Here is an 18619-nt window from a genome sequence, read left to right on the forward strand (position 1 = left end):
ATTGAACTCTACGAGGATTGTAGTATTTTCACAATTCTAATTTTTATAATGGTACAGGCAACACATCTCAATAAATTTTACGGAGACTTACAGGTTCTTAAAGACGTTTCTCTTCATATAAAAAAAGGGGAAGTTGTTTCTATAGTCGGACAAAGTGGTGCTGGAAAAACTACCTTACTACAAATCCTAGGAACATTAGATAGAGCAGAAAACGATGGTTCTGTACTTAAAATTAATGATGTTCTTGTGTCTTCTTTAAAACATAAAGAACTGAGTACTTTTAGAAATAAAAATATTGGTTTTATATTTCAGTTTCACCAGCTACTTCCTGAGTTTACGGCTGTAGAAAATGTGTGTATACCTGCTTTTATTGCAAAAACACCTAAAGCTCAAGCCGAAAAGCGTGCAAAAGAACTTTTGGATTTTTTAGGTCTAAGCCATAGAATTAATCACAAACCCAACGAACTGTCTGGAGGCGAACAACAGCGTGTTGCAGTAGCGAGATCACTGATTAATAATCCCGCACTCATACTGGCAGATGAACCCTCTGGAAATCTTGATACCGAGAGTGCTGACGCCTTACACAACCTATTTTTCAAACTGCGAGAGGAAATGGGACAAACTTTTGTCATCGTAACTCACAATGCAGAACTAGCTCAAATGGCCGACCGTAAACTCACAATGGTAGACGGATCAATAGTAAACGAGTAAAATGCTTTCAATCCTTATATACTGGTGCTTCCTCTTCCTTATTACCAGCGCCTTTGGGATTGTTGTTTGTAAAATTTTTAATTTTAGTGATACTCCTAATCCAACCATTATTCTTCTTTTTGGCGGCTTCGGAATTACAGTCATCGCTAGTATAGTTGCAATATTTGGGAATCTAGGTGTTTACTTTGAGGTGGCTCTAATAATACTGAGTATATTTATAATATTGATATACAGACGGTTACTAAATAATATTTTCCTTTCGCTTAAAGCGAAAATAGCTACCCTTGCGATATCTCTTAAAATTATATTCATTGCAATTCTAATATTAGCACTTGCTCAGAGTGCCACGGCGCCGTATATGATAGATAATGAGACCTATTATATCCAAACTGTCAAATGGTTAGATAACTTTGGATTTGTACCAGGGCTAGCAAATCTACATTTTTTCCTGAGCCAAATGTCTGGTTTTCACATCTTACAAGCTGCAACAAATCTTGATGGAGTTTTTCACTATTTTAATGACTTGAGCGGTTTTTATTTAGTTGTTGGAAACTTATATGCTTTATTCCATATACAACGCTATTTTGAGAGTAAGGAATTACCAAATTTAATCATAGGACTTTTCCCTATTTTTAATGTTTTTCTTTTCCAATTTATAGGAGCTCCGTCACCAGATATTCTCATTTATGTGCTTTCTCTCGTCATTTTTGGCGAGTACTTAAAAAATTATAATGAGGCAGATTATAAAACGATAGTGCTCTTATTTATCTTAACCGTATTTGCAACTTATACTAAGCTTACTGCAATTCTATTAGTCGTATTACCATTACAACTCGCTCTAAAAAAACAATCTTTAAAAAAACTATTTATACCGTTATCTTTAACAGGAGTACTTATGTTACTACTGTTTCTTATTAAAAATAGTATAATTACAGGACATCCGTTTTATCCCTTAGTATTAGAGTCCACAACAATTGCAAGGTGGGCGCTTCCTGAAAATTTACAACAATTTTTCTCAGAGCAAACAAAACTTCACGGCTACTTCCTGCAAGCTACTGAGTACAATCAGGCCAGTACAAGAGAGTTGTTTACACGCTGGCTCTTCCTACCCAAATTACACGGACTCTTTAATTTTGGTATGATTATCCTACTTACGATTATGCCATTTCTAATTAGAAAAAATCCTATACGCAACTCCTTATTTTTTATATATGGTTTAGCTGTTTTACAGATGGTATTATTATGGGTAAGCTCCCCTCAATATCGCTACTTCTTTATGTTTTTTATGATATTGTTATGTATTTGTATAGCGAGCTTAAAACTTAAAAAAAACATACTAATCATTGGATTAGGAAGCGCAACGATACTCATTGCTATTCCACTATTTGTTCCGTTTAATTTAAATAGTTTAACGACAAATGAGTTTCATATGAGTCTTTCTACATTTTCATCAGATTATAGTTTTTTACCTCACAGTAAAACAAAATATACTGATGCAAAATATGAACCATTTACAATAGGTAAAGACACACTTTACACACCTACAAATATTGAATTCTTTTGGGCAACTGGTGATGGCCCACTACCTTGTGTACAGCGGGATCAGGTGCTATATTTTGCTCAAGAATATAAAATAATACCCCAGCGCAGAGGAAGTTCATTAAAAGATGGTTTCTTTTCTAAGGAGATAACAAATGAATAAAAAGGAACTCAAGGCATTTCTAGATGAAAAAGCAGTTCAATACGAGAAACCGGACTTTATACCACACGATCCGATACAAATACCGCATCGTTTCTCTAAAAAAGAGGATATCGAGATTGCCGCATTTCTGACAGCGACAATAGCTTGGGGCAACCGTAAGAGTATTATAACTAATGCTACTAAACTTATGGATATAATGGGCAACGCACCGTACGATTTTATTTTAAATTATAACCCAAACGACGCATACCTTTTTGAAAGTTTCGTACACAGAACCTTCAATCAGGTAGATTTGGAAACATTTATAAGGTCATTACAAAACCTATATTTAAATTATGGCGGACTCGAAAAAGCGTTTGTTTCTGGAATTAAGGAACGCAATGTACAATTGGGAATTTCAAACTTCAAAAAACTCTTTTTTGAAGTTGAACATCTACAAAGAACACAAAAACACGTGAGCGATCCTCTCAAGAATTCGGCGGCAAAGAGAATCAACATGTTTTTACGATGGATGGTCAGGGATACTTCTGCAGGGGTAGATTTTGGCATCTGGAAAAGTATCTCACCCGCGCTTCTCTCCTGCCCTCTTGATGTACATACTGGGAATGTAGGAAGGAAGCTTGGTTTGCTTTCGCGAAAGCAAAATGATGGAAAAACCCTTTTAGAATTAGATACTTCTCTTCGTAAGATGGATGCTACAGACCCTGTAAAATATGACTTTGCCTTATTTGGGTTGGGCGCATTTGAAAAATTTTAATGCTATTCAAAAAATTGGGATTTACTTCACAAACTTTAGTTTCATCTTTGTGTAAATATTGAAAAGACCTCGCATTAAATGAAGAGAGCACCGATTCCTGTACACGAAGATAAACGCCTTGAGGCAGTTTATTCTTACAAACTATTAGATACATTACCTGAAAAGTCGTACGATGCGATAACTTCTCTTGCATCTGTACTTTGCGACACTCCTATTTCATTAGTTACTGTAATGGATGCAGAACGTAATTTTCTAAAATCACATCTAGGCGTACCCTTTAATGAGTCCCCTCGAGACATATCCTTTTGCGGTCACGCCATTGTTGAACCTGAACCTATATTTATTGTAGAGGATGCACGTGTGGATCCTCGATTTGCAGATAATCCCCTTGTTGCCGAACACAATGCCATCTTTTATGCCGGAGTACCTTTACGCACAAATGATGGATACGCCCTTGGCACGCTCTGTATATACGACACAAAACCGCGCAAGCTTACAGAGGTACAAAAAGATGGACTTCATAATCTAGCCCACCAGACTATGGAGCTTTTTGAGGCACGTTTACGCAACTTACAGCTAGAGGAGGTTACAGAAGAACTGCAAGAAAGAAATCACCAGTTGCAAGCCTTTTCAAACTTGATTGCCCACGACTTAAAATCTCCGGTAAATAGCATAGTAGGACTAATTAGACTTATTCGTGAGGATTTTGAAGATACACTCACAGATGATCTCAATGAGTATCTACATATGATAGAAAAATCTTCCTACTCATTAAGTAATTATGTTGAGAACCTACACGCCCATTATAAGTCTAAAGATTTACTCAATAAACCGAAAGTAGACGTAGACTTTATAGTTATGATAGAGGATATAAAATCACTCCTTCTCATTAAAAATGAGGAAATAATAGTACCCACATCAATACGTCTCAAAGGCATCAATGAATCGGCAGTAAAGCAAATTCTTGTAAATCTTATTACAAATGCTCTTAAGTACAATGACAAAGAACAGCCAGAAATAAGGCTAAAAGCTCAAAGTTCTGACTCACATTATATTTTTGAAATAAGTGATAACGGTATGGGAATTTCAAAAGAATCACAAGAGCGTGTTTTTGAAATGTTTAAAACTGCAGGAGTAAAAGATAAATCTGGAAACCAGGGATCTGGAATAGGTCTTGCAACGGTAAAAGAACTAGTAACAAAATTAGGGGGTACTATCACCCTAAAATCTGAACTGGAAAAAGGAAGTACTTTTACATTTACGATCTTAAAATAACGAAGTGATTTCCTTACTTTTGAGCAAAGACTTAGACAAGAATGCAGTTTAGACATCCGGAACTTCTTTATGCCCTTTTTTTACTGATAATTCCCATCCTTGTCCATTTATTCCAACTCAGGAAATTTAAGAAGGAAGCCTTTACCAATGTTGCTTTCCTTAAGAAAATCAATATTCAAACCCGCAAGAGTAATACCATAAAGAAACTGCTGGTAATGCTTACGAGGATGGCGGCACTTGCGATGATTATCCTTGCCTTTGCCCAACCTTTTTTTACTTTGAGCGATAGTGCAGTTAAGGCAAAGGAAACTGTTATTTATTTAGACAACTCTTTTAGTATGCAGGCTAAGGGTAGCGCTGGGCCATTACTTAAACAGAGTATTCAGGATTTAATTAAGAATGTTCCAGAGGACACACAATTCTCACTCATAACAAATGATCGAGTTTTTAAGAACACTCGTATAAAAAACATACGTCAGGAGCTCCTTACTCTTCCATACACTGCGAGTCAGTTGTCTCAAGCAGCGATAGCACTCAAGGCGCAAAACGAATTTTCTGATGATCCCTCTACAGAAAAGCGTTTGGTGCTTATATCTGACTTTCAGGATAAAGGTCAGTCACCGCTTTCTGTTTCCGAGGACTATAAGTCATATATCGTACAGCTCACTCCTGCTACGTTGCGCAACACAAGTATAGATAGCGTATATGTAACTAAAAATCAATCTAATACAATAACACTTGCCGTATTGTTATCGTCTAGTGAAAAGCAAGAAAGTAATATTCCGGTCTCTCTTTACAATGGAGAAATTCTAGTAGCAAAGGGTACGGCATCTTTTAGAGAATCGCTAGAAACCACCGTAAAATTTGACGTGCAACCTGAAGGCGTTTTTGAAGGAAAGCTCATAATAGAAGATCCAGACCTTAACTTTGACAACAGTCTATATTTTAGTTTCAATAGCGGCACGAGCGTAAAAGTGTTAAGTATTAACGAGAGTGATGACCGTTTTTTGGCTAGAATTTTTAGTCAGCCTGATTTTGAGTATACTGGTGTTTTGTTTCGCAATCTCGATTATAGCACGATTGCAGATTATAATCTAATCGTGTTAAACGAAGTGGGGTCGCCTTCGGTGGCGTTAGTAAATGCGTTGTCCGCTTTTGCAAAAGCGGGAGGCACTATAGTCATCATTCCTAACCAAAAGAGTGAGCCGTCTGCCTACAGCACGTTACTGACAACTTTAGGCGGAATGAGTTTTTCTAAAATAAACACTACCCAAAGACTTATCACAACCATAAACTACGACCATCCTTTATACACAAACGTATTTGAAAACCGGATCAAAAACTTCCAATACCCGAGAGCTTTAGTGAGTTTTAACCTTAATGGCGGTGATAGATTACTAACTTATGAAGATGGAGCTGCCTTTCTGGCAACAAGAGGAAACACTTATGTATTTACAAGCGCGCTCAGCGAGGAGAATTCAAATTTTAAAAACTCGCCACTTATAGTCCCCACCCTTTTTAACGTAGGAAAACAAAGCCTCAATCTCCCAGAACTCTATTTTACTATTGGAAAAGATAACGTTTATGATATTCCGATCTCGCTAGGGGAAGACGCTATTTTAAACCTATCTCATACGGAGCGAGCAAGCGATAATCTTATCCCCTTGCAGCAAAGTTTTGCTACTAAAGTAAGAGTCACTACTGGAGAGACTCCCGCAGAAGCTGGAATTTATAATGTAAAATTAAAAGACAGTGTCATACAGCGAGTGAGTTATAACTACGACCGGTCAGAAAGTGTGTTGCGCTATCTGGAACAGCAACCACAAGAAGGTATCTCATATACCACCTCAATTATTACGTTATTTGACAACCTGAAAGCTGCAGATGATGTACAGTCGCTTTGGAAATGGTTTGTTATTTTTGCACTCGGCTTCCTATTACTGGAAATGCTCATCTTAAAATTCCTGAAATGAACGCACTCATAAAAGCCGCCACCGTCATAGATTCCAAGAGTCCACATAATGGAAACGTCGTAGACATCCGTATTAAAGACGGAATCATTACAGAAATTGCCTCCACGCTTACTCCAAGTAAGAACGAAAAAACAATAACTTTTGACGATTTAAAAGTTTCCTCGGGTTGGTTTGACACTAGTGTGAGTATAGGAGAACCAGGTTATGAAGAGCGAGAGACCATAAAAAACGGACTTAAGGTGGCTGCTCTATCTGGATTTACTGGAATCGCCGTAAACCCAAACACAAATCCCATTATAGACACCAGTGCAGACGTTGCTTTTATGATGCACAAGAGTGCTGGTAATGCCACGGAATTGTTTCCCATAGGTGCGCTTTCGCGAAATAGTGAATCCGTAGATCTAGCAGAGCTTTACGATATGCAACAATCTGGAGCAGTCGCTTTTGGAGACTATCAAAAACCTGTGTCAAACCCTAATTTATTAAAAATAGCATTACAGTACACACAAGGGTTTGATGGACTCGTACTCTCATTTCCCCAAGAAAATGATATTGCCGGAAAGGGTCAGGTAAATGAAGGAGTAATGAGTACGAGAATAGGTCTCAAAGGGAAACCTGCAATTGCCGAAAGTTTACAAGTCGCTAGAGATTTACACATTCTAGAATATACGGGAGGAAAATTACATATCCCCACTATATCAACAAAAGCCTCAGTACATCTCATTGCAGATGCTAAAGCAAAAGGTCTAGACGTTACATCTAGTGCGGCAATTCACAATCTTTTTTTTACAGATGATGTCTTAGAAGATTTCAATACAAATTACAAGGTCACTCCACCATTACGCAATCAAGATGATGTTGAAGCGCTTATTCAAGGCATAAAAACTGGTGTGATAGATTTTGTAACCAGCGACCACAATCCTCTCGATGTGGAGCGTAAGCACGTGGAGTTTGATAATGCGACGTACGGAACTATTTCTCAAGAGGCAACTTTTGGTGCATTGCTAACTCTGGTAAGTGAGAAAAAAGCGGTAAAACTTTTGACCCAAGGACGCGCAAGATTTACAAATAAAGAACAATCTATCGTCGAAGGTGCAAATGCAAATTTGACGCTGTTTAGTATTAAGGGAAGTTACACCTTTAGCGAAAGCGATATTAAATCAAAATCTAAGAATGCGGCTTTCTTAGGAGCAAAACTTAAGGGTAAAGTGTATGGAATTGTCAATAACAATCAAATCATCTTAAACGACTAATGACGGAAGAAACTATTTTTGAAGGCAAACCGGCAGCAGCTTTAAGCTATTTTACCTTCATAGGCTTAATAATCGCTTATTTTATGAATGCGGATAAGAAAAATCCTTTTGCCTCTTTTCATATCCGGCAGTCTCTCGGGCTCACTTTAGGGTATTTTCTCGTAATGCTTCCTCTTGGCTTTTTTGACTCTTGGCTCATTTCTGGACCGTTCATGTTTGCATTTTTTGCGCTGTGGTTATACGGAATTGTTTCTGCATTTCAAGGTCAAACCAAGCCTGTTCCGATTGTAGGCGAGTTTATACAAAAGACCTTTACTGTTAATAACTAAAACCGCATTAGTTTACAAAAAATAGTACTTTAGGTTATTGGAAATCAAACACTAACCAAAATCTATTTACTATGTCCACACCAACATCAGAAGGAAAGAACATCGCTATAATTGCTTACATCACCTTCATCGGTTTAATTATTGCTATTGTTATGAATAATGATAAAAAAGATCCCTTTGCCTCGTTTCATATTCGGAATATGTTAGGACTTATACTTTTTGGAATTATAAATTCTTTTCTAGCAAGGTTTATACCCGTAGTACCACTATTAATTTGGATAGGATTATTCGTTTTCTGGATTATCGGTCTTATAGGTGCGGTACAGGAAGAGCGTAAGGAATTACCTGTTGTGGGACCTCTCTTTCAAGATTGGTTTAAAAGTCTATAATCGTTTTAAAAATATAATTATACGTTATTTAAAATGCCACTTTCACAGTGGCATTTTTTATTTTTGGAAAATGGAAAAACTCTCACTAGAACACATAATTCAAAAACCTAAAAAATCAATTACGGGCAAAGCCCCACTCCTACTTTTACTGCACGGTTACGGTAGTGATGAGAATGATTTATTCTCATTTGCCTCAGAACTACCAGAGGAATATTTTATAATCTCTGCGAGAGCTCCGCACGCAATGCAACCATATGGCAATGCCTGGTATGCTATAAGCATAGACCCAAATGGGGTCAAGGAATCTGATAATGTAGAGGCAGTAGCATCCCGTGATACTATTGCACAGTTTATAGATGAAGCGGTAAAAGCGTATGACCTCGACCCGTACAATGTTACCTTGCTCGGTTTTAGTCAGGGCACTATCTTAAGTTATGGCGTTGCCCTTACCTATCCTGAAAAGGTTAAAAACGTTATTGGTCTGAGCGGATATATCAATGAAGAAATTATAGAATTGAAGTCTGCACCCGCGTATGCGCATCTTAACATTTATAATTCTCACGGTACGGCAGACCAAGTCATTCCTATAGAAGCTGCGCAAAAAACACCAGATTATCTCAAGGATTTAGGTATAGAAAGCTCATTGAGTACTTTTCCCGTAGGCCACGGTGTTCATCCCCAAAACTTTTACGAGTTCAAGAAATGGCTCGAAGAGCACAACAACTTCAAATAGAAAGAAAATGAAAAAAATTATTACAACCCCTAACGCACCAGCACCCATAGGGCCTTATAATCAGGCAACCCTATCCGGTAATACCCTTTTTACTTCGGGACAGATCGCCATAGACCCAAAAACGGGGGAACTCTTTAAAGGTTCCATTTCTGAGGAGACTAAACTCGTAATGACTAATCTTAAAGCCGTAGTTGAAGCTGCTGGGATGACCATGGAGCATATTGTAAAAACTTCCATATTTATAAGTGATATGGAAAATTTTGGGGCCATTAATGCTGTATACGGAGAGTATTTTGACGAAGCTACGGCTCCTGCAAGAGAAACTGTGGAGGTTGCAAATCTTCCTAAATATGTAAATGTTGAAATTTCTTGTATTGCGGTGAAGTAAGGTTTTTTGGTTTGCGCTTTCGCGAAAGTATATTCCTTTCGCGAAAGCGTAATCATCATTAATTAACAAGCTCCCATCCCCGGAAAAGCTAGCATTTCCCCTAGCCCAACCGTAAAAAGCCAATTCCCATACACAGCGTGCTCAATGGAAACAAGCGTTGTAGACCTGGATTTTTCATACGTGTAGGCAAACAGTAGTCCGCCTATAAAGGTGAGTACCGTCACTAGTACATTCTGCAAAAAAATATGTGCAAGTGAGAATATCACAGCATTAACAAATATCAATACATTCCTGTTGTTGAAGAACTGCCCATAGCGCTCAAAGAAAAAGGTCCTATAAATCGCTTCTTGTGGCCATACAGATAGAAAGGTATAAACGAGTAATATTATCCCGAAAAGCTTGAGGTCTGTTCGGGGAACGCAAAAGAGTTTTGTAGCATCCACTACATATACATAAATTCCAGTTACGACAGCAATTACTAAAAATTTTGAAAGTATCATCCAGAAAAACCATTTCCAGTTAATGTCTTTTTTTATGGTAAATGATATAGCCGTTTTTCTGAACAAAACAAACAGCAAGTAACTAAACGCAATAAGGATAGTAGCTACTTTTATCCTAAAATCATAAGGTAAAAGTAAGCTTAGTGGAGTTGCAACAAAGAGTACGAAAAACTCTGCAATGAGATAATTTCTGGTGGAAGATAAAGGCTTTTGACTTGTCATCACAATAAAGATAATATTAAATAGAAACTGCTGTGGTATGCTTCACTTCGCTTATCACAAAGGAGCTCTGTGTACTTCCTACGTGCGCGAGCGAGGTGAGTTTTGTCACCATAAATTCTCGGAAAGAAGCCATATCTGCCACCAGCACCTTAATAATATAATCGTAATCACCACTCACGTGAAAACACTCTACAACCTCTTCAAGCTCCATAACAGACTGCTCAAATTTCATTAGATATTCCTCTTTATGCTTTTCTAATTTGATGTGACAGTACACAATAAAATCGCGCCCTACTTTAGATTTGTCTAGCAATCCCACATATTGAGAAATAACGCCAGAGCGTTCTAGTTTTTTGATCCGCTCATAAATTGCTGTTATTGACAGGTTGAGTAGCGCCGACAGCTCTTTATTGGTCAACTTACAATCTTTTTGGAGATGTTCTAATAGTTTTTTATCAATTGCATCTAGCTTCATAGTAGAAATTATTTCTAAGGGAATGTGCTTTTAGTACGCTTTCGCGAAAGCGTAATCATCATTATCCCAAATATACCGAATAGTTATCTAAATTTTATTTGTTATGATGACAAATAATCTAACAACATTTATATTTACTGAAGTATTAACCATTGTGATTGCGGGATGTCCCGATAGCTATCGGGATCCGCTTTTGCATAAATTCTTTTCAAACTATGTCATTCAAACCAGCAAATGAGATTCAGGATTTACAGTATTTTGGAGAATTTGGAGGAGTCAATCCTTCAATTTCAGATAGTTCAACCTATACATTTTTGTCGGCCAAAACAATGTTTGACACTTTTGAAGGAAATGCAGATGGTTGCTATTTATACTCTAGACATTCGACCCCTTCTAACTTATATTTAGGAGAAGCCCTAGCTGCAATGGAAGGAACCGAAACGGCAAATGTTGCCGCAAGCGGGATGGGAGCCATCACGCCTACCCTTTTGCAACTATGCCAGAATGATGATCATATCGTCTCTAGCAGAACGATTTATGGAGGTACGTATGCTTTTTTAAAAAACTTTGCGCCCAGACTGGGCATTACTACAAGCTTTGTAGATATAACAAATTTAGGGGTGATAGAAGCCGCTATAACAGCAAATACGAAAGTGTTATACTGTGAATCTGTAAGTAATCCTTTGCTGGAAATTGCAGATATAGCGGCCCTATCCAAAATTGCTAAAAAACACAACCTCAAACTCGTGGTTGATAATACGTTCTCACCACTTTCTATCTCTCCTATAAAACACGGGGCAGATGTGGTAATACATAGCTTAACGAAGTTTATAAATGGCTCTTCAGATACCGTGGGTGGTGTCGTTTGTGGGACGCAGGAATTTATAAATGAGTTGCGTAATGTAAATGATGGTGCAAGTATGCTTCTAGGTCCTACGATGGATAGTCTTAGAGCTGCTTCTGTTCTTAAAAATTTACGCACACTACATATTAGAATGCAACAACATAGTCATAATGCACTTTATCTCGCTCAAGAATTTGAAGCTCTAGGGTTACGAACGGTTTATCCTGGACTCACTTCGCATCCTAGTCACGAGGTATTTAAAAGCCTTATGAATGACAAATACGGTTTTGGTGGGATGCTTACGATAGACGTAGGCTCTTTAGACAAAGCAAATGCCCTTATGGAATTAATGCAAGAACGGAATTTAGGATATCTCGCTGTAAGCCTCGGATTTTATAAAACACTTTTTAGTGCTCCTGGAACATCTACATCTTCAGAAATCCCAGAAGATGAACAGGCCGCAATGGGACTTACGGATGGACTCATACGCTTTTCAATAGGCCTAGATGCAGATATTGAACGTACATTTGAGATGATGAGAGACTGTATGGAAGAGGTTGGGGTTTTGGAAATGGCTGTTTAGTTTATTTTTTCGATTTTCACGTAGCATTGCCCAGCAATTACAGTTGCACCTGGACCTCCGACCATTTGAAAATCGATTGCACCTGAGGCACTTGTTATCTCAACTATGGCAACTAAATTAGTTTCACTTGCATTTGTACTATTACTGGGAGGATTTGCAGAGCCACGAATGCTTCCAGCTATTTCGGTGCCATCTAATCGCACTGCCCAATCCACTGAATTATTACTATTTAATCTCAAATTTGATTCAATTACATATACTCCCCGAGGAAGAATAATATCATCAGAGACATAATTCGAACCTGCTATATTATTAAATGATAAATTTGGAAAATTAAAAACGTTCCCTGATGCTCCAACTCCACCTGTACTCAAATCAAACCTTCTCAACATTACTCCAGTCTTAGGACCAAGTCCCTGCCATTGAGATCCATCCCAATATTTAAATCCTACATCTATAGCATTTACATCAGTACTAGGTGTTGAGGCGGTAGTATTAAAAACGAGGGTACCTTCCTCTGGTGTTGCACTAACGCCATCTGGGTGAATGACACTGGCAACATCATCTGTTCCTGAAAGTGCATAAGTGGGAACAAGAACTCCACCTTGAGTACTGTTAGCAACTTCAAGCGCCGCACGGGGAGTTGCTGTGCCTATTCCTACTTGAGCCGTAGAACTAAGTATAAAGGATAATAGAACTAGGAAAAAAATAGAATGCTTCATAATCAATATCTTTAATTGCAAAGATATTACTCAAGGCTATCCAACTCGAAACCAATATGTTAATAAAGCACTAAAAAAAACACCGACTAAGGTATTTAGTCGGCGTTTTGAAACTATTGGGCTAGTAAATCTTATTATTTAGTACTTTTTAGAAGCGCTTTAATTTCAGCAAGCTCATCTTTTAGATGCTTAAGTTCTTGAACTTCTCTCTTTAAATCTTCAATTTGTGATTGTTGTTCTTGCACCGCTTTCACTAATGGGACAACAAAGGATGCATAACGCAACCCGTAAATATCATTGTCATCTTCAGGAGTTTTGATACCAGAAAAATCAAAGTTTAAATCCTGAGCCAGTTTTTCTACATCTTGCGCTAAGAAGCCCACCTCTCTTTTGCCCGTATTTTTTGCGACTTGCTCTTCCCCCAGAAAAGCACTTAGTTTCTCATTGTTAAAAGTATAACTTACCGGCTGTAGACCTGTGATAAATTCTAATCCCGAAATATCAGTTTCAATATTTTCTTTAAACCGGGCGTCAGAAGTAGCTGTGATTCCTACTTGTCCCATTATATTCGTGATCCCTGTATTTCCTAAACGTATTTGATTAGACTGAGTAGGTGATGCTTGAAAACCAATACCCACAGCATTAGTTCGACCATTATCAATAGTAATCGAATTTCCGAGAGCGACTACATTAGATGCTCCGCCAGCAATTGTATTATCATTCCCGAGTGCAATGCTGTTTGTCGCTCCATTACTAATGACACTTTCCATGCCAATTGTAGTTACTCCATTGCCACTGCCATTATTTTCCGCTTCCCAACCTATGGCAATGGATCGTGTTGCCCCATTGATTGACTTCGCTCCATTTCCTATAGCAATACTTTCTACAGCTTGTGCCTGTGCGTTATCTCCTATAGCGATGGCATCTTCACCTGTCCCCTGCGCACCTGACCCTATGGCAATAGCTTCATCCCCATTAACCCTTGATGATTTCCCGATTGCAATGGCAGCATCAACACCATCAGTTTGTGTATCAGCATCCTGACCTATATAAATATTACTATTACCCGTCTTGTTGTTATCTCCAGCATTGGTACCCGCACCAGTATTACCTGATCCAGTAGTATTACCACGCAAAGCATCATTACCAAAAGCTGTATTTTGAGATCCTGTTGTATTATTCTGAAGTGTTTCATCTCCAATGCCACTATTGAAATTACCGGAAGTATTTTTAGAAAGTGACATCGACCCTACTGCAACATTATCTCTTCCTGAAATTGTCTCTTTCCCAGCTTGAAAACCTATAAAGGTGTTCTGCTCTGCGGCCGTATTATCTGGATCATAAGATTCCCCAGCTTCAAACCCTATAAAAACTGATTTTTCTGGAGACTCAAGTTCGAATTGACCTTTTTCTGTAAGTCGCGCTACAAAAGTATTATTTACTCTAAAGTCTACTTCTTGAGGTATTGTAGTTCCTAGAAAATGAGTTCCGCTTGTGACATCATCATTTCCTCCTATCTTCCATCCTTCAAATTCTTCTGACGCAAGTGCAATCCAGTTTCCTGTAGTCTGCGCAGCGTCATCCCAATAATAAAATCCTTTTACATAATCCTGTGCATCTCCAGCTACAACCTCTCTAGCAGTAAGATCACTAGTAAGGTAAACTAACATAGACTGTTGCTCTGCCTCTGGATTAGTCGCAGGAAAGTCTGTAATGCGTGGTATAAGGATACCATCTGTGCTCTGAACAACGTCTGAGGCAGAAATATCTAAGGTAGCTTTAGGCTCGGAAGTATTGATACCCACCTGAGCAGTCAGGATAGAACATACCAATATTGTAGGTATAAGTAATAATTGTTTCATAACTGTAATGATTTGGGACTACAAAGAAATACTATTATTAAGTTTTTATAAACTGAATCAAGTCATTATTCGACAAAATCATCTAAACCTTCGACGAATAACGCACCATAGTTACGAAAAAAGCACACTTCTGGTTTTAGTTTGCTATTGTCCTCAAAAAAAGGACCTTCTGCCCCGTAACTTCTCAAAATTTCAAATTAGAACCTATTAGCAATGGTTGAACAGGATCTTTTAATAATTGGACACTAAAATTCTTCTTAAATGGGTATTCTTTTCATTCCTTCTGAAATCAAAATTACTTATTCCCTATTCATTCAAATTATGAAAAAGCTTGTAGCCCAAATTATCGTCAAAACGAATATATTTAACGACAAAGAGCATAATCAATAGCATTATTAATTTTTCAGGTTCTAATAAGGCTTGCTCAGTTCACGCATTAATCGTAACATTACGTTTCTAAACAACACTTCCTATGGATAGTCAGACCAAAGACAAAAACAACGAAAAAATTGTAGAAAATACTGCGCTCAATATTTGGGAAGCCCTAATCCCTGTTTTTGCGCTTGTGGGAATGCTTGCTTTTAATGTTTTTGTTTTTGGTGATGATGCTCTGAGTGGCTCAAATCAATTTATACTCCTATTAGGAGGTGCTGTTGCTGCTATTGTAGGTTATTTCAATAAAGTAAAGTATGATACAATGGTGGAAGAAGTATCGCAAAACTTAAAATCCACCTCTGGCGCTATTCTCATTTTACTTATGGTAGGTGCGCTTGCGGGAACTTGGCTCGTTAGCGGCATTATCCCTACGATGATTTATTACGGACTACAAATTCTAAACCCAACAATCTTTCTCGCCGCTTGTGTCATTATTTGTGCAGTTATCTCCGTGGCTACAGGAAGTAGCTGGACTACTTCTGCAACAGTTGGTATTGCTTTGATTGGAATTGCAGACGCTCTGGGGATACCACTAGGAATGACTGCAGGAGCAGTACTATCTGGAGCCTATTTTGGGGATAAACTCTCTCCGCTAAGTGACACGACAAATCTTGCACCAGCGATGGCTGGAACAGATTTGTTTACACATATAAAATATATGACCCTAACGACGGTGCCTACAGTAATTGTGACACTTATCGTTTTTATCATTTTAGGGTTCACTCTAGAAACTTCCGGAGAGGCAGATACGGAGGCTATACTTGCATCTATTGATGCATCATTTAATATATCGCCGTGGCTATTTATAGTTCCTGTTCTCGTGATAGGACTTATCATAAAGAAGACGCCACCACTTATCGCGCTTTTAGCAGGAACGTTATTAGGTGCAGTAGCCGCATTGATTTTTCAACCTGATGTGATTCTTGCAATTTCCGGTGCAGACTCATTAACCTTTACCTCAGCATATAAGGGAGTATTAAATGCCATTACAGTAGACACCGCAATCCCAACAGATAATGAGTCTCTTAATGATTTATTTTCTTCTGGTGGTATGGCAGGAATGCTCGGCACTATTTGGTTAATTATCTGCGCAATGGTTTTTGGAGGGATAATGGATGCTATTGGGGCTCTTGCTACCATTAGTAAAGCGCTCCTCAGTATGTTTCACAGTACTTTTGGATTATTTGCCAGTACTGTTGCAAGTTGTCTTGCTTTAAATGTTACGGCAAGTGACCAATATCTGGCTATTGTCGTGCCAGGAAAAATGTACAGTAAAGCCTTTGCAGATAAAGGTCTCGCTCCAGAAAATCTATCCAGAACACTTGAGGATTCTGGAACTGTAACCTCGGTACTCGTCCCTTGGAACACCTGTGGTGCTTATCAGAGTGGTGTTTTGGGCGTATCAGTCTACGACTATTTTGTGTATGCCATTTTTAACTGGCTATCCCCATTTATGACGTTACTCTTTGCTGCTTTCAATATCAAGATTAGACAGCTCAAGGATGCTCGCAAAGCAGTATAGAATCTTTTTTACGCTTTCGCGAAAGCGTAACCACTCTAATTCAACACGTTATTCTCTTGTATAAAGAGTGTCAATACTGCTATTGATTTATCCCATTTGAGCTACTTCGCAGGTCGTTTATTCGGAGGTATTTTTGCACCCGAATTCAAAATTGAAAACAATGACTTTAGTAGGAAAAACATTTCCAAACTTGAATGTAGACGCTATGGACGAAATGGGCGATACATTTAAAATCAATATTCTAGAAAAAGCAAAAACCGAAGGAAAGAAAGTGATCCTTTTCTGGTACCCTAAAGATTTTACCTTTGTTTGCCCGACAGAGCTTCACGCTTTTCAAGCGGCACAGGAAGCCTTTGCAGACCGAAATACAATCGTAATAGGAGCATCTTGCGATACTCCAGAAGTACACTTTGCGTGGTTAAATACGGCCAAAGACAATGGTGGAATAGAAGGTGTCACCTACCCTATCCTTGCAGATTCTAACCGTAACCTCGCAAACCAGCTCGGAATTCTTGATGTCACAAACGAGCGTTATGATGAAGAAACTGGAGCAGTTATGGTAGATGGTGATAACGTAACCTACAGAGCGACATACCTGATCGATGAGGAGGGAACGGTTTTTCACGAAAGTGTTAACCATATGCCCCTAGGTCGTAACGTTGCTGAATTTTTAAGACTTGTAGATGCTTACACACACGTGCAGGAAAAAGGAGAAGTTTGTCCTGCAAATTGGGAAGACGGTAAAGATGCAATGAATGCTAATCGTGACGGTGTAGCTCAGTACCTTGCGGCTCACGCAAACTAAAACCGGACCTATGATTCAAGAATTAGAACAAGATAACCTGGAACAACTCGTATCAGAAAATGATACGGTTGTCGTCCAGTACAGCGCGTCCTGGTGCGGGAATTGTCGCATTATGAAGCCTAAGTTTAAAAAACTAGCTTCAGAAAATGAGAACATAAAATTTGTAGTTGTAGATGCAGAGAAGCATCCAGAAAGCCGTAAAATGGCAACTGTAGATAACCTACCTACGTTTGCAACGTTCCAGAACGGAGCATTTAAAAATCAAGTACAGACGAACAAATTTGACGTACTTAAAGACCTTTTAAATGAAGTTACCCCTAATTAAGCAACTCGTAAGTTTTATAGAGGAAAATGACCAAGATTTTGTTATTGAAGCCGTAGAGGTTTTAGAAAATCTCACAGAAGTTTCTTCTCTCAAGGATGACGAACTCGATACCATAGGAGAACTTATCTCAAATATGTACGGAGCACTAGAAGTACATAGTGATATGCGTTCTGGCACAGATAAGAAGACCGCACTCAATGGATTTATGAAACGCGTTATGGGTTCTATAGATACCTAAAATGTGATCTTTGTATTAAAAAGCCTCGTTTATAACGGGGCTTTTTTATTTACCGCTTTCGCAAAAGAGAATTGCACCCTAAAAATATAGTTTAACGTTTGTTGCTAGCCTTTTAACCTCGCGTTAGGATAATAATCTAAAAGCCGTGCTTATATTAGGAGATATGATACAACAAGATAAGTGCGCCGATAAAAACAATGAATTTTTAACTGAAACTATAGAATACCTAGAAAATAAAGGGTTCGAAAATATCAAAGCAGATTTGGATGGGTATGAATCTCCTAAGTCTTTTAAAAGATCGTCTACAGGAAATTCTCTAACTCCAGATATCATCGCCGAAAAGCGTGGCATTCCTTACATATTTGAAGTTAGTTTAAAATCTGCAAAACCTAAGTTACTCAAGACAAAATGGTTACTTTTTGATACACTTACAAAGATTAAAGACTACCGTTTTAGAATCGTAACAACCCGCGGTCACCTAAGCTTTACTCGTGACCTTATTGAGGAAGCAAAATTGAACAAAGAGTTCATTCGTATATAGTATTAAATTAATTATAATATTAAACCCGCTCCATT

General features: G+C 38.2%; 20 protein-coding genes. 16 read left to right on the forward strand and 4 right to left on the reverse strand.

Features of this window, described 5'->3' with window-relative positions; genetic code table 11:
- The first annotated feature begins 48 nt into the window (after positions 1–48).
- The 10 genes from EAX61_RS08130 to EAX61_RS08175 all read left to right on the forward strand — a co-directional run bounded on the left by EAX61_RS08130 (position 49) and on the right by EAX61_RS08175 (position 9510).
- Complete coding sequence (locus EAX61_RS08130; RefSeq protein ID WP_121917181.1) at positions 49–711, forward strand: ABC transporter ATP-binding protein; 663 nt, start codon at positions 49–51, stop codon at positions 709–711.
- Between the two features lies 1 nt (position 712).
- Entirely contained in the window at positions 713–2413 is a 1701-nt protein-coding gene (locus EAX61_RS08135; RefSeq protein ID WP_121917182.1) for a DUF8201 family protein, read from the forward strand.
- On the forward strand, positions 2406–3170 hold the full coding sequence (locus tag EAX61_RS08140; RefSeq protein ID WP_121917183.1) for a TIGR02757 family protein: 765 nt from the start codon (positions 2406–2408) through the stop codon (positions 3168–3170). Before EAX61_RS08135 ends, EAX61_RS08140 begins: the two co-directional genes overlap by 8 nt.
- Before the next feature lie 78 nt (positions 3171–3248).
- Positions 3249–4445 (forward strand): sensor histidine kinase, encoded by a 1197-nt coding sequence (locus EAX61_RS08145; protein WP_121917184.1) that lies wholly within the window; start codon positions 3249–3251, stop codon positions 4443–4445.
- Between the two features lie 41 nt (positions 4446–4486).
- Positions 4487–6418: a BatA domain-containing protein gene (locus EAX61_RS08150; RefSeq protein ID WP_121917185.1), complete on the forward strand. Its 1932-nt coding sequence runs from the start codon at positions 4487–4489 to the stop codon at positions 6416–6418.
- On the forward strand, positions 6415–7671 hold the full coding sequence (locus tag EAX61_RS08155) for a dihydroorotase (protein ID WP_121917186.1): 1257 nt from the start codon (positions 6415–6417) through the stop codon (positions 7669–7671). Before EAX61_RS08150 ends, EAX61_RS08155 begins: the two co-directional genes overlap by 4 nt.
- A complete protein-coding gene (locus tag EAX61_RS08160; protein ID WP_121917187.1) occupies positions 7671–8000 on the forward strand; it encodes a DUF4870 domain-containing protein in 330 nt (109 codons plus the stop codon). Before EAX61_RS08155 ends, EAX61_RS08160 begins: the two co-directional genes overlap by 1 nt.
- 71 nt (positions 8001–8071) lie before the next feature.
- Complete coding sequence (locus EAX61_RS08165) at positions 8072–8389, forward strand: DUF4870 domain-containing protein (RefSeq protein ID WP_121917188.1); 318 nt, start codon at positions 8072–8074, stop codon at positions 8387–8389.
- Positions 8390–8459: 70 nt separating this feature from the next.
- Positions 8460–9122: an alpha/beta hydrolase gene (locus EAX61_RS08170; protein ID WP_121917189.1), complete on the forward strand. Its 663-nt coding sequence runs from the start codon at positions 8460–8462 to the stop codon at positions 9120–9122.
- A 7-nt stretch (positions 9123–9129) separates the two neighbouring features.
- Positions 9130–9510, forward strand: coding sequence for a RidA family protein (locus tag EAX61_RS08175; RefSeq protein ID WP_121917190.1), 381 nt, complete (start codon positions 9130–9132; stop codon positions 9508–9510).
- 62 nt (positions 9511–9572) lie between these two features.
- On the opposite strand, the gene EAX61_RS08180 is transcribed toward EAX61_RS08175, so the two are convergent.
- Positions 9573–10232: a CPBP family intramembrane glutamic endopeptidase gene (locus tag EAX61_RS08180; protein ID WP_121917191.1), complete on the reverse strand. Its 660-nt coding sequence runs from the start codon at positions 10230–10232 to the stop codon at positions 9573–9575.
- Between the two features lie 16 nt (positions 10233–10248).
- On the reverse strand, positions 10249–10707 hold the full coding sequence (locus EAX61_RS08185; RefSeq protein WP_121917192.1) for an Lrp/AsnC family transcriptional regulator: 459 nt from the start codon (positions 10705–10707) through the stop codon (positions 10249–10251).
- Positions 10708–10922: 215 nt separating this feature from the next.
- Between EAX61_RS08185 and EAX61_RS08190 the strand changes: the two genes are divergently transcribed.
- A complete protein-coding gene (locus tag EAX61_RS08190; RefSeq protein ID WP_121917193.1) occupies positions 10923–12134 on the forward strand; it encodes an aminotransferase class I/II-fold pyridoxal phosphate-dependent enzyme in 1212 nt (403 codons plus the stop codon).
- Here the strand turns inward: EAX61_RS08190 and EAX61_RS08195 are convergent.
- Positions 12131–12856, reverse strand: coding sequence for a hypothetical protein (locus EAX61_RS08195; protein ID WP_121917194.1), 726 nt, complete (start codon positions 12854–12856; stop codon positions 12131–12133). The genes EAX61_RS08190 and EAX61_RS08195 overlap by 4 nt on opposite strands.
- A gap of 134 nt (positions 12857–12990) precedes the next feature.
- Entirely contained in the window at positions 12991–14718 is a 1728-nt protein-coding gene (locus EAX61_RS08200) for a tail fiber domain-containing protein (RefSeq protein ID WP_121917195.1), read from the reverse strand.
- Between the two features lie 472 nt (positions 14719–15190).
- Between EAX61_RS08200 and nhaC the strand changes: the two genes are divergently transcribed.
- From nhaC to EAX61_RS08225, 5 genes are all read left to right on the forward strand, one after another.
- Complete coding sequence (nhaC, locus tag EAX61_RS08205) at positions 15191–16675, forward strand: Na+/H+ antiporter NhaC (protein ID WP_121917196.1); 1485 nt, start codon at positions 15191–15193, stop codon at positions 16673–16675.
- Between the two features lie 160 nt (positions 16676–16835).
- Positions 16836–17480: a peroxiredoxin gene (locus tag EAX61_RS08210; RefSeq protein WP_121917197.1), complete on the forward strand. Its 645-nt coding sequence runs from the start codon at positions 16836–16838 to the stop codon at positions 17478–17480.
- Between the two features lie 10 nt (positions 17481–17490).
- A complete protein-coding gene (locus EAX61_RS08215; protein ID WP_121917198.1) occupies positions 17491–17805 on the forward strand; it encodes a thioredoxin family protein in 315 nt (104 codons plus the stop codon).
- Positions 17786–18043 carry a DUF6952 family protein gene (locus EAX61_RS08220; RefSeq protein WP_121917199.1) on the forward strand — a complete coding sequence of 86 codons (258 nt, stop codon included), beginning with the start codon at positions 17786–17788 and terminating at the stop codon, positions 18041–18043. Before EAX61_RS08215 ends, EAX61_RS08220 begins: the two co-directional genes overlap by 20 nt.
- Before the next feature lie 163 nt (positions 18044–18206).
- The gene (locus tag EAX61_RS08225) at positions 18207–18584 is read left to right on the forward strand and encodes a hypothetical protein (RefSeq protein ID WP_121917200.1); all 378 of its coding nucleotides are present in this window, start codon (positions 18207–18209) and stop codon (positions 18582–18584) included.
- Positions 18585–18619: the final 35 nt, after the last annotated feature.

Source organism: Dokdonia sinensis (genome assembly GCF_003688895.1).
In the GTDB taxonomy this organism is placed as follows: Bacteria; Bacteroidota; Bacteroidia; order Flavobacteriales; family Flavobacteriaceae; genus Dokdonia; species Dokdonia sinensis.